A 12,432-nucleotide genomic window follows, 5' to 3' on the forward strand; every position below is an offset into this window, starting at 1 on the left:
TGCCCGCGTCATCAGACCTCCTGGAGCCCTTCGCGGTGAGCTTCTTCTGGACCACACGGGAGCGGCGATAGATGCCGTTCGGCATGGGGCACCACACGTAGTGGGCGTCGAGTGCAGCCTTCAGCCGTGCTCGGTCCTCGGCCGAGCGGGCGGAGGAGCTGATCGACTTCGGCGGTGTGCAGATCGTCGAGTGCGAGTCGCGCCCGAAGGGCTTCTACGGGCACGCGGTCGGCGACACCCGGCAGGGCGGCCCGGTCGGGGTGACCGTGCCCAAGGACACCACCGGGCCGCGGCTTGAGGAGCGGGTCACCGCTCTGCTTGCTGAGCTCCATGAGAGCCGGCGGGGGCTGATCGCGCAGGACGGAACCGAGGTTCACCAGGCCGGACGGGCACCCGGTGTGCCGTCCTGGCGACGATCGGGGCTGCGGCGTAAGGCTGGAGTGCGCCGGGTGCGGGCCGCTCATCGAGCCACCCGCACCGGCGCAATCGCAGACATTCATCGGTAAGGCAATCCGCTGGGCGTGGGTTCCGGCACTTTCGCCGAGCTGGACGGACGCCGGCTGCCGCGGGCTCTGAGCAGCCCTCAAGGATGCTCAGGGGCCACAAGGACAGGAACGGATCTACAAGGACCGTACAGGGCTGACATCGATCAACCCAGTTGACCTGCGAAAACATCACAGATCAGCGTTGATCGGCAAGGACCGCCAAGATCCCCAAGGGACTCATCATCCGTCGGCCGTGGGTTCGAGTCCCACCCGCCCCACCGTAAACGTGCTCTGACCTGCGGAAACGTTCTTCTCGAGGTGCTGGAGTGTCAACTCCCGCTCAACGGACCGAATCCGCTGCTCGCGAGTTCGGTTCCGGAGTGGTCGGTGGCGGTTGGCGCTGCGGTGACCTGTGTGAATGCGTGGACCCGCTGCTGGCGCGAGCCGCCGCAGGCGGCTGGCCTGACGGTCAGGACCGTGAATTCGGGACGTTGGCAGGACGCAGGTACGCGGAAGGGACTGTGAGAGGGCCGATCACGCCCTGCTCCTGCGGGACCACTTCTTGACATCCTCCCCCTCTTAAAAGAGGGGGATTCCAACCCAGGTGGGTTGAGGTTCACGGACGCTCGAACGGCTGGTGGCCGTTGTCGTCCCTCCGGCACCGGCTGAGCGCCGGGGGCGGGGAATCCCGCCCTGTCCTGCCGCGACGTTGACTGCTGCATTGGTGTCCGCGTTGCAGGTGAACCCGCAGGACACGCAGAAGAACTCGGCTTGGCTCTTGCGCGAGTTCTTCTCGATCCATCCGCAGGCGCTGCACCGCAGACTCGTATAGGGGGCGGGTACGTCCTCGACCCGGCCAGGGGCTTTGTGCTCCGTGCGTTGCCGGAGCAGGCCCCAGCCCTGGGCGAGGATCGCCCGGTTCAGCCCGGCCTTCTGCCTGACGTTCTTGCCGGGCTTCTCGACCGTCCCCTTCGCGGAGGCGGTCATGTTCTTGATGTTCAGCTTCTCGAAGCGCACCAGGTCATAGGTGCGGGCGAGCATGGTGCTGGTCTTCTCGCACCAGTCCTTGCGCCGGTCAGCTTCGCGTGCCTTGAGCTTGGCAACCTTGACGTACTCGGCCGTTTTCCGCTCGCTGCCCTTCGGCGCGCGAACTGCCCGCCGCTCGTGCTTGCGGATCCGGGCCCGCTCCTTGACCGTGAGCTGCGGGCAGTTCAGCCTCCGCCCGTCCGACAGAGCGGCAGTGATCTTCACGCCCCGGTCGATACCGATGATCTCGCCTGCGCCCGGGGCATCGATCGGCTCGGGGATGACGGCGAACGCAATGTGCCACTGACCGCCTCGGAAGGTGACGCGGAACGTCTTCGCCTTCGGCAGCCCGGCGCGGGTGAGCCTGAAGCGCACCCACCCACAGCCGGGCACCCTGACCTGAGCCCACCGCCGGTTCAGCTTCTGCACGACTACCGAGCGGCCCATGACCTGCTTGCCCGTCTTCGGGTTCAGCTTCGGCGACCCGTCCGCCTCGAACTCCCCAACCCGGTCGGTGCCGATGACCCGGAATCCCTCGTGCACGTACTTCCTGCGCCACGTCGGCTCACCGAAGCCGGAGGTGAAGCGGGCGTTCTTGGCCTGGGCGAAGTCCTTCAGGGCCTGCTGCTGCACATCAGCATTACCCGCACGCAGCCATTCGTTGTCACGCCGGGCCTCGGTGAGCTGGCGGCACTGCTCGGCGAAGCCGGGCGCAGCCTTGCGGCCCCGGTACCAGTGCGAATGCTGCTCCACGGCGAGGTTCCACACGTACCGGGCGTGCGCGCAGTGATCGAGCATGATGCCCGCCTGCCCGCCCGTCGGGTACATCCGGAAACGTGACATGCCGTCATAATGGCGGCAGAATGACGGCATGGTCAAGTTCACGCTCCGTCTCCCCGAAGACCTGCACCAACGGCTGACCGACCAGGCAGCCACCGACCGGCGGTCCCTCAACTCCGAGATGCTGCACCTGCTTGAGGTCGGCCTCAGCGTCATCTCTCCCGAAACGCCGGATCGCCCCGGCGGCGATCCGGCTTCCCCTGCCCCGCGACGCGGGAGCGGGCACTCACCCCGACCCTGAAGGACCGGGCACCCTGCCCGAAAGCAAGATGGGTGCGGGGTGGCGGACGCTCGGCAGTGTCATGGTCACGGATCGCTGGGTTGTCCCGGCGGCGGTTGGAAGCGCGCAGAAAGCGGCCCGAAGCGCGCCGGGCTTGCCTGGAGATCTTCGGGGGTGATGCCGGTCGGGGCAGGCGCTGTGAACCGGCTCTCTGGCGTCGTGGGTGGCTCGGGACACGGATGGGTGGTGACCAGCCGTCGTGAGGCTCGCCGACAACTGACCCCGTTGCCGCGCCCTCACCAGTTCCGATGGAAACAATCGGGTGATACCACGCTCGCCGCTTGCCCCGAACCGGCCGCGGCTTCGCCGGCAGCGGGAGTCCGGCCCGGTTGTCGGCCGCCAATTCCACGGGCCGATCGTTCGGCGGTCGGTGGCGGAGGGGCTTGTGCCTGTTCTACAGGTGCATGGCGGTGGCGAAGTACCACAGCAGGTAGGCCGCCATGACGAGCGTGACCGGCACGCCGACGAGGAGGCGGATCAGCAGGATCAGGGTCCTGACCCACGGTTGTCTCGGCCCCACCGCGAAGTCGGGTCTGGCGGGGTCGTACGAGACCCCTATCTCGTCGGGCCCTCCCCGCGAGCCGGTGCGGCAGATGTCGTGAGTGGTGCCGGCGGTGGCGGTGAACGAGTACACCAGGACCCCGGGGGAGTTGTCGTCCTCCCCGGGCCAGTAGCCCACGCGGGTGGCGACGGTGGTCACGCCGTAACGGTGCAGCAGCCACCAGGTCACCGTGGCGCGCCACGTGCCGCGGGCGACGGCGCAGCCGAACACAAGCCCCGCGAAGGTGCCGGCCCACAGCTTGGCGAGGGACGCGCCGTTGGCGAGGGACCCGTCGCCCGCCAGCGCGGGGAGCATCAGGCCGACGGCGAACAGGCAGGTGAGCGCGCCACAGGCCCACCACTCGTCCGTGGACAGGAACGGTCTGCACGGTGTCCTGGGCATGAAGGGGCGCTCCACCGCCTTCACCAGGGCCGCGCCGTCGATGCGTCTTTCGGCCTCGTCCCGTTGCGGCACGGCCGCGTTGACGGCGTGTGCGAAGGCCTCCACCGCCTCGGTGCTGCGGGAGCCGATCGCGCAGACCGTTGTCGCGTCGGCTCCGGTGGCCGCCGAGTTCAGCCGGATTTCAGCAGTCGGGCGCTTGCTCCTGGCGACATGCACGGTCTCGATCGCGTCGAGGGGAATGAGCAGCCGGATCCCTGCCCGGTCCAGCACAACGGCCTCGCTCAGCAGGTGCGCGCTTCCGCCTCTGCCACGCAACACGGTTCCGGGCGCGGGTTTCGCATCTCTCACAGCCATGACTGGGTCCACCAATGGTCAACTTAGTTCGTTTCAGAGGGAGTTGAAGTCAAACTTCTGAGCAGCGCGGCGTCAGGCCGCGAGCGATCGCAGAGTCTGCCCGACGGCACCCGCGCCGCGCTGAACCGGCTGTGCGTGACCGAAGTCGGGGTCATCGGTTCTGCCACAGCCGCACCGTGCCGTCGAGGCTGCCTGAGGCCAGGGTCTTGCTGTCCGGGCTGAAGGCCACCGTTGTCACGTTGTCGGTGTGGCCGGTGAGGGTGTCGATGGGGACGAGGTCGAGTGTGCTCGAGTCCCACAGCCGCACGGTCCTGTCCTCGCTGCCGGTGGCCAGGGTGTCTCCGTCCGGGCTGAACGCCACCGTCGTCACCGTGCCGGTGTGGCCGGTGAGCGCGGCGGTGACGGTGCCTGTCACGTAGTCCCACACCCGCACGATGTTGTCGGCGCTGCCCGTGGCCATGATGTAGCCGACCCGCCCGAACGCGACCGATGTGAAGCCGTGCCTGCGCGGGGCTTCGAGGGTGGCGTCGACGGTCCGAGTGAGCAAGTCCCACAGCCGCACCGGGCTTTCGGTGAGGTCCGCGCTGCCGGTGACCAGGGTCAGGCCGTCCGGGCTGAACGCCACCGCGTTGACAGCGGCCGTGCCCGGGGCCGTCAGAGCATTGGTGAGGGCGCGGGTGGGCAGGTCCCACAGCCGGGCCACGCCGTCGCGGCCGCCGGTGGCCAGGGTCCTGCCGTCCGGGGCGAACGCCAGGTCCAGGGTGGGCTGGGGATGGGGGAGGGCGATGCTGGTGCGATCCGCCATGTTCCACAGGTACACGGCGAGGGCGCCGGTCATGGCCAGCGTCTTGCCGTCCGGGCTGAAGGCCACCTTTGTCAGGTCTTCGACGTGGTCGGCCCAGGGGGTGGTGGCGGTGCCCTCGGCCACGTCCCACAACCGCAGCGTGCTGCCGGTGCCCCGGGCCCCGGACAGCCCTGCGGCCAGCGTCTTGCCGTCCGGACTGAACGCCACGCTGTCGGCGTGGCCGTCGGGGACGGTGAGCGTGGCCTTGCGGGGGTTGGCGGCGTCGTCAGCTCTGGACTCGATCACTGCGAGCGGGACGGCTACGGCGGTCGCTCCGAGGGCGGCGAGCAGCAGCGTGCGGCGCCGCACCTTGGCGGGGGGCTTCACCGGCGGCCGGCCGGGTTGCGGTTGCGTCTCACCAGCCGCCGTGGTGGAAGTGTTGATCTCCGCGGGTTCGACGGAATCCATCAGCGCACACCCAATCCTCGAGAACGGGAGCAGTACGAACGGGAGCGGTACAGGGGTACGTGTGGGGCCGCACGAAGGGGAGTTGCGAGCGGCAGGGGCTCATCCCGGCCGAACGGCCCCGCAGACAAGGGCGGTTGCGTCGTCCGCGCAGCCCCAGGCGAGGGTGACTCCGGCGCCTCCGTGGCCGTAGTTGTGCACCAGCCGCTGCACCCGGTCGTGAGGGCGCGGGTCGGCCTCCAGGCGGACGCCGCCGTCTCGATAGGGCCGCAGGCCGACCCGGTGGCCGAGGACCGGGGTGCCGGCCAGTTCCGGCAGCAGTTCGGTGCAGCGGCGCAGGATCGCGGCGGCGGTGGCCGGGGACGGCGTGGTGTCCCACTCGCCGATCTCGAAGGTGCCGCCGAGGACGATGTCCGTGCTGCGGGGGTGGACGTAGGTGTAGCCGTCGGCGTTGTCCGCGTCGCGCACGGACGTGTGCAGCCCAGGGTTGGCGACGAGGACCAACTGTCCCCGCACCGGCTGCACTTTGGTGTCGCCGCACAGGGAGCGGGCGCCCAGGCCGGAGGCGTTCACCACCGCGGGAGCCCATACGCCCGCCTGTTCCAGGGCGTCGATACGGCGACGGATCAGCGTGCCGCCTGCCGCGGACAAGCTCTGCTGGAGCCAAGGCAGGTAGCGGGACATCTCCACGGACGGAACGGTGAACTCCCAGCCCGCGGTGAAGGGGGCCCGTACTTCGTCCCTTCGCAGGGTGCGAAGGTCGGGGAGGGCCGCGGCCCACCAGGGGGCGTCGTGGGCATCGCCGCGCAGCAGCATCCGGGTGGGGCGCATGACCACGCCGGGTACCCCGTTCGCCGCCTGGCGGGCGAACTCGTCGTAGGTGTGGGTGGCCCAGTTCAGTACGCGCGCCTCGAACCGTGTGCGGGTCGGGTACCAGACGGCCGCCGCGATGGAGGACGTCGTCTCGGCCGAGGGCTCGGCCGTGACCACAGCGACGCGGGCACCGGCCTGCTGCAGGCGCAGTGCGGTGGTCAGCCCGATGACCCCGGCGCCGACGACGACCGCGTCGAACCTGTCGCCCATGCTTCCCCCTTGATCGCCGAACCGTGTGCTTCCCACTGTCGGCGGGGAGTTGACGACCTGTCCAAGACCAGCCATGTTCAATGCCATAAGAAGTGCTTATAGTTGAGGATGGACTTGCGGCGGCTGCGGTATTTCCTCGTGCTGGCCGAGGAGTTGAACTTCACGCGGGCCGCGCACCGGTTGCACATCGCCCAGCCCGCCCTGAGCCAGCAGATCAGGGCGCTGGAACGGGACATCGGCACTACGCTGCTCGAACGCAACAGCCGGGGCTGCCGGTTGACCGCCGTCGGCGAGGTCGTCGCCCGCGAAGCCGGCGAACTGCTGGCCCGCGCGGACGCGGCGCGGGAACGGATCCGCGCGGCCGTCGGCGGACGGCAGGGGCAACTGCGCCTGGCCCTCACCCGCTCCGCCCGCGGCGGCCCCGTCGACGCCCTCCTCACCGCGTTCCGTACCCTCCATCCAGACGTGGATCTCGTCGTACGGACGGGATGGACGGCGCACAACATCACCGAGCTGCTGGCCGGGAGGCTGGATGCCGCCTTCGTACGGCCCCCGCTGGACGACGTGGGCCTGGAGTGCCGGCACATCGCCCGCGAGGAACTCCTCGTGGCCGTCCCCGCGGATCATCCTCTCGCCCGCGAACGCAGGGTCACCCGCGGGCGCATCGCCGCCGAACCCGTGATTCTCTGGCCGCGCGAGAACGCCCCCGGAATGCACGACCTGATCTCCCGGCAGCTGTGGCCCGACGGCGGGCCACGCATCGTGCGGGAAGAACCCGACGACGAGCAACTCCTCCTCAGCGTCGCCGCGGGCGCCGGCATCGCCCCGGTGCCCGAGGGGCGTGCTCGTGCGCTGCGTATACCAGGGGTGCGGCTCAAACGCGTGACCGCACCCATGCCCACCGTGGCCCTCGCCCTGGCCCACCAGGCGGCAAGCGCCACGCCAGCACTGCGAGGGCTCCTCAGCCTCGTCGACGCCCTGGCCGGGCCGTCGGCCGACGGACGTCGGCGACCGCCCGATCAGCACGTTCATGACCCAGCGTAGACAATTCGACGCCGTGGCCTCCTGCCCCCCTTACCCCCAACAGCCATAGATGCTTTTGCCCGGCGAAGTGGGGCGGAGCCTCCGTGCGTTGGAAACGGAATCCGCTGCGCACGGGTTCGATGCCCGGCTCCGAGCAGGTGCGACCGGCTCGGTAACCTGTGCCGTTTTTTCATCTGCGACGGATTCGGGACGCGTTCGGGACGCAAGGATCGGAACGGACTGACAAAGACGAAGGGATGCTGACACTCCGCACTGCTTCTGACCAGTAGAAACGCCAAAGATCGACGTTGATCGGCAAGGGCCGCCAAGATCCCGAATGGACTCATCATCCGTCGGCCGTGGGTTCGAGTAACGCAATCCTCGCCGCCGCCGAAGCAACGGGCTTCGCCATGTCGTGCGAGGAACGCTCTGTTAAGAAGTCATCTCATTTGGAGGGTTCGGTAGGCTTCCGGAGGTGGGGATCGTTGAGCGGCTGGTGCCGGATGAGTTGTGGGAGTTGTTTCAGCGTGTGGTGCCGGAAGCGCCGACCCGTCCTCAGGGCGGCGGTCGGCGTCGGCACGGTGACCGGGAGGTGCTGGCCGCGATCGTGTTCGTGGCCACGTCGGGCTGCACGTGGCAGCAACTTCCGTCCGCTTCGTTCGGACCGTCGGGACTCACAGCTCACCGGCGTTTCACCGAGTGGTCGAAGGCCAGGGTATGGGCGAAACTCCATCGCCTGGCCCTGGATGAACTCGGCTCCCGCGGGGAACTGGACTGGTCCCGCTGCGCGATCGACTCGGTGAACATGCGGGCCCTGAAAAGGGGGATCTGACAGGTCCGAATCCGGTAGATCGCGGCAAGTACGGGTCGAAGATCCAGTTGATCACCGAGCGGACCGGTCTGCCACTGTCGGTGGGCATCTCGGGGGCGAACATGCACGACAGTCAGGGCCTGGAGCCGCTCGTGCGGGGTATCCCGCCGATCCGCTCGCGTCGCGGTCCGCGCCGCCGCAAACCCGGCAAACTGCACGGCGACAAGGGCTACGACTACCGCCACCTGCGGCAATGGCTTCGAAGTCGGGGCATCACCCACCGCCTGGCCCGGCGAGGCATCGAGTCCTCCAACCGCCTGGGGCGCCACCGCTGGGTCGTTGAGCGGTCCGTGGCCTGGCTCGCCGGCTGCCGCAGGCTCCACCGCCGCTACGAGCGTAAAGCCGAACACTTCCTCGCTTTCGCCGCCATTGCCTGCACCCTCATCTGCTACCGCCGACTCGCCAAATGATGACTTCTAAAAGCGATGTTGCCCGGAACGGGCAGAGTTGCGCGGAATGGGTATGGCACGGTACAGCAGGGATACGGTGGGAAGCCTGATGGGGGCCGGAAATGGGGCCAGTTACTCGCCCCTGACCGAACGGGGGTTCTATGTCGGAGGAAGAGTCTGATCGGAAAGAGTCCAGCACTGGCGGAGATCATGTCGATTTTCGCGAAAGCACCATCTATGGCGATGCCGTCGGAGTTCAGAACATCTACTACCCTGCGCCCGGCCTATCGGCCAGCGAGCTGCTGCTGGCGGCATCACCACGACCACCGGTGACCGGCCGCGAGGTGGCTCGCCCCGAACTATATGAGCCCCTGGTCCGCCGAGTTACGGCGCGGGGCGCAAGCCGCTCCCCTGTCTCCGCGCGACTGGTCGGTGCGGGTGGCTTCGGGAAGAGCACACTGGCGTCTATGGTCTTCGAATCCCCCGAGGTGCGGAAGCGGTTCGGGAAACGGGTGTACTGGGTGTCGCTCGGCGAGCAGGGCGCCGAAGTCGAGGTCCTTACGAAGGTCAACGCCTTGACCGTGGAACTGCTCAGGCCGTCGTCCGCCGACAGCGTTGCGGACCATCGACCCTCGCTGGACATGCAGCAGGCCGGCGAGCGGCTACGGGACCTGCTCGGCGCGAAGCCCACGCTGCTGGTGGTCGACGACGTGTGGAACGAGCAGCAGCTTGCCCCCTTCATCGGAGGACGGGGCGACTGCGTCGTGCTGATCACATCGCGCTCTCGGGACATCCGACCAGAAACACCCTCTATCGAGGTGGACGAGATGACAGAGGGTCAGGCGATACAGCTTCTCACCTCTGAGCTGGCTGGGACAGAAGGCATCGATTGGCGCGATGTACTGGAGGGCATTGGCCGTTGCCCGCTGGTGCTCGAATTGGCCCACGGCGAGCTGCGTGAACGGACCGAGTTCGGTGAGCCCTTGGCGCGGGCGGTCCGCCGTATACAGGACGACTTCGCCAGCCGCGGGCCCACAGCCTGGGACGACCAGCACCCGACCTGGCGTGGCCTGGCCTTCGCAGCCGAAAGGAGCCTGAGCTACCTGGACGCATTGATCCCACAGGGCCGCGAACGCTTCGTCGAACTCGCCGTCTTCCCCAAGGGCGGCGCAGTCCCTCTGCGCACTCTCGCCACCCACTGGCGGGAGTTCATGACCCCGGACGAACTCGAGGTGCTGTGCCGTCGGCTCGCCCGGCTCTCCCTGGTCCAACAGCTCCAACTGGGCGCCCATGGCTCGCTCCGGCTGCATGACGTGATCCGTGATCATCTAGTTCACGAGACCGGCACCCGACTGCCCGCACTGCACCGGCGACTGCTGGAGGGACACGCTCAGGAGCATTGGTGGCAACTGCCTGACGAAGAGCCATACATGTGGGAGTGGGTCGCCTACCACCTCGGCCAAGCCCGGGTGGGCGGTGCCGATGACTTGCTCTGCGAGCTGCGATGGCTCGAGGCTCGGATGGACCGGGCCGGACCTCCGGGACTGGAACGAGACTTCGCGCACGCCACCAGGCAGGCGACGAGTCGGCTCCACGAAGTGCTGGTTCGCACCTACCACCTGCTGTCCCCTCGCGAGTCCGATTCGCACATCGCCGCCACGCTGATCACCCGGTTACACGGTGTCGAAGGGATGGAGGAGATCGTCGCCGGGTTTGAGCGGGCTGTCACGGGAACTGCCTGGCTGGCTCCCATGGGGCCGCCGGCCGACCTGCCGCACCCTGCCTTCCGAGGCACGCTGGCACAGGTCGGCGCCCGGCATTTCGCCCTCTCGCGTGACGGTACGTGGTTGGTGGCGGGTCGCTGGGACGGGACGGTGAGCATCTGGGACACAGCCGATGGCAACTGCATGGCTCAGGAACGATTGCATCGCAGGCCCGTCATGAGCGTGGGGATCCTGGGCAACGACACCCACGTGGTCAGTTGTCCCCTGGGCGGCCCCGCCCAGTTGTGGAACTGGCAGCAGACAACAATTGAAAACGACTGGTCATGGCCTGGCAGTGTTGCAGGATCTCGCCCGTTCGGGTCGGAGAGTCGGTGGGCTGTCACGGCCGATCCGGCGCTGCCACGCGTGGTGGAGCTCGGTGGCGACCTCCCGCTGCGGTTCTTCGACGCGTCGGGTGACGTACGGCCCACTCCACAGGCTCTCACCCATCGGGTGCTCCACAGTCCATGGGCCCCATTCCCCCTTTTACTGATCCCCTTACTGGCGGCCGGCCAACACTCCCGCACCCAAACCGTTCTGCTGTCGACCATCGAACTTGCTCTGATGTTGGTCTTCGTATTGGGTGTCATGCCCTTTCTCGATCGTCGTGGCCGCCATCTGATGGACCATCACGAGCTCATCCATGCGGCAGCATTCTCCTCCGATGGCGCACGGTTGGCGACTGCCGCCCGCGACGGAGTCACGCTATGGAAAACTTCGAACGGGCGCCGCCTGCAATTCTTCGCACAGGACCAAGACGTCTTGCAAAGCAGTGTTGCACTCGACTCGACAGGCTCGAGACTTGCTCAAGCAGACGCATACGCGCACACATTCCGACTCTGGGATACGCATTCGGGTCGGCTCCTTGCCGAGGAGACGATCCCCACGACCCCTGCCATCTGGCCCTCGGTGGCCTTCTCCCAGAATGGAGACTGGGTCGCCTGCGGTAGTGCCGAGACCGTTCGTGTGTGGAGCCTGCGCGACGGCGCAGCTCGCGCGGTCCTCACCGGGTTCACCTCGCCGGTGTCCGACATCGGCTTCACCCGCGACAGTCGCATTCTCCTCACCGCCCAGGTCAGCGCACCCATTCGAAAGTGGGAGCTCTCGCAACTGCTGGACGCCCCCCTCACCGCGACAGCTCAACGCGAGGTGTACCAGGTGGCCTTCTTTCCCGGAGACAGCCGTTTCGTCACCGCGGGCCCCGGCCACGACGTAACTCTCTACCCTAGCGATGGTTCAGCTGACCCGAGCGTGCTACGAGGGCATACCGCGCACGTACTCGCCGTTGCCGTCGAGCCGGGAGGTCAGTGGCTGGCCAGCGGGGACGTGGAGGGAAACGTGCACATATGGACCGGCACGGGAGAGTTTCTCCGAAGCTTCCGGGCACACAAGGGGGCCGTCACCGCCCTCCTTGCCGGACCGGCGGGTGCTTGGCTGGCCACCGGGTCAATCGACAACACCTTGACCATATGGAACCGGGAGGGCGCAAAACTGCGGACCATGCACGATGTCGACGGAGGCAAGAACCGGGTCCTGAGGGCTGTCAGCGGGCTGGCCCTGCTCGACTCCGGTGCCACTCTGGCCGCATCGGGTTCGGACGGATTGATCCGGTTCTGGAATACGACTCGCTGGACTTCCCAGCCGACGGTGAACTTGAGGAACGACAAGCGGTACGGGGAAGAGGATGAGCGCTCGGCCGGCATAGATGTTGTCGCGGCCTCCGCTGATGGCTGGTTGATGGCAGGGGCCAGTCCTTCGCGACGTATCCAGGTACTCGCCAGGGATGGGTTCCAAGGCGTCAGATATCTGAATTACGGCGGCAGCGGGACTGTCACCGGACTGGCATTCTCTCCTTATGAGACCCACGTCGCCTGCACCGACATGGACGGCGTGCTGAGCATCTGGAGCTCTGAAGGCCAGTCCTGCGTGGCGTCTCTGGGCGTGGACGACATCCTGCATGACTGCGCCTGGTCCCCCAGCACTCCCCACATCGCTGCTGTCGGATCCTGCGGTACGTATCTGTTCACGCTCCGCGGCTTGGAATCCTGAAGGGCACGGAACGAGCTTGGCTAGTCCCGGCTTGGGCGGTCTGGGCCCAGGGCCTCCCTAACGGCCGCCAGGATGGC

9 protein-coding genes are annotated in these 12,432 nt (G+C 67.7%); 5 read left to right on the plus strand and 4 right to left on the minus strand.

The genetic code is table 11. From position 1 onward, the window contains the following. Positions 1 to 176: 176 nt before the first annotated feature. Positions 177 to 506 (plus strand): hypothetical protein, encoded by a 330-nt coding sequence (locus OG975_RS47335; protein ID WP_406336004.1) that lies wholly within the window; start codon positions 177 to 179, stop codon positions 504 to 506. 558 nt (positions 507 to 1,064) lie between these two features. Here the strand turns inward: OG975_RS47335 and OG975_RS47340 are convergent. Beyond that, entirely contained in the window at positions 1,065 to 2,354 is a 1,290-nt protein-coding gene (locus tag OG975_RS47340; RefSeq protein WP_406326765.1) for an RNA-guided endonuclease InsQ/TnpB family protein, read from the minus strand. 28 nt (positions 2,355 to 2,382) lie between these two features. Here OG975_RS47340 and OG975_RS47345 point away from each other — a divergent pair, with 28 nt between their 5' ends. Continuing rightward, positions 2,383 to 2,592: an Arc family DNA-binding protein gene (locus OG975_RS47345; RefSeq protein WP_406326764.1), complete on the plus strand. Its 210-nt coding sequence runs from the start codon at positions 2,383 to 2,385 to the stop codon at positions 2,590 to 2,592. 433 nt (positions 2,593 to 3,025) lie between these two features. Here OG975_RS47345 and OG975_RS47350 read toward each other — a convergent pair whose 3' ends face one another. The 3 genes from OG975_RS47350 to OG975_RS47360 form a co-directional block, all read right to left on the minus strand. Further along, a complete protein-coding gene (locus OG975_RS47350; RefSeq protein WP_406336006.1) occupies positions 3,026 to 3,928 on the minus strand; it encodes a hypothetical protein in 903 nt (300 codons plus the stop codon). A 151-nt stretch (positions 3,929 to 4,079) separates the two neighbouring features. Beyond that, complete coding sequence (locus OG975_RS47355) at positions 4,080 to 5,180, minus strand: WD40 repeat domain-containing protein (protein ID WP_406336007.1); 1,101 nt, start codon at positions 5,178 to 5,180, stop codon at positions 4,080 to 4,082. A 99-nt stretch (positions 5,181 to 5,279) separates the two neighbouring features. Next, on the minus strand, positions 5,280 to 6,260 hold the full coding sequence (locus OG975_RS47360) for an FAD-dependent oxidoreductase (RefSeq protein WP_406336008.1): 981 nt from the start codon (positions 6,258 to 6,260) through the stop codon (positions 5,280 to 5,282). Between the two features lie 108 nt (positions 6,261 to 6,368). Here OG975_RS47360 and OG975_RS47365 point away from each other — a divergent pair, with 108 nt between their 5' ends. The 3 genes from OG975_RS47365 (at position 6,369) to OG975_RS47375 (ending at position 12,355) form a co-directional block, all read left to right on the plus strand. After that, the gene (locus tag OG975_RS47365; RefSeq protein WP_406336766.1) at positions 6,369 to 7,304 is read left to right on the plus strand and encodes a LysR family transcriptional regulator; all 936 of its coding nucleotides are present in this window, start codon (positions 6,369 to 6,371) and stop codon (positions 7,302 to 7,304) included. A gap of 460 nt (positions 7,305 to 7,764) precedes the next feature. After that, a protein-coding gene (locus OG975_RS47370; protein ID WP_406336767.1) for an IS5 family transposase occupies positions 7,765 to 8,564 on the plus strand; the annotation gives its coding sequence in 2 pieces (ribosomal slippage) (positions 7,765 to 8,104 and positions 8,104 to 8,564; 801 coding nt in all). A 140-nt stretch (positions 8,565 to 8,704) separates the two neighbouring features. Continuing rightward, a complete protein-coding gene (locus tag OG975_RS47375) occupies positions 8,705 to 12,355 on the plus strand; it encodes an NB-ARC domain-containing protein (RefSeq protein WP_406336010.1) in 3,651 nt (1,216 codons plus the stop codon). Positions 12,356 to 12,432 lie beyond the last annotated feature (77 nt).

Origin of the sequence: Streptomyces sp. NBC_00203 (genome assembly GCF_045206325.1) — a bacterium.
GTDB classification, from domain to species: Bacteria; Actinomycetota; Actinomycetes; order Streptomycetales; family Streptomycetaceae; genus Streptomyces; species Streptomyces lutosisoli.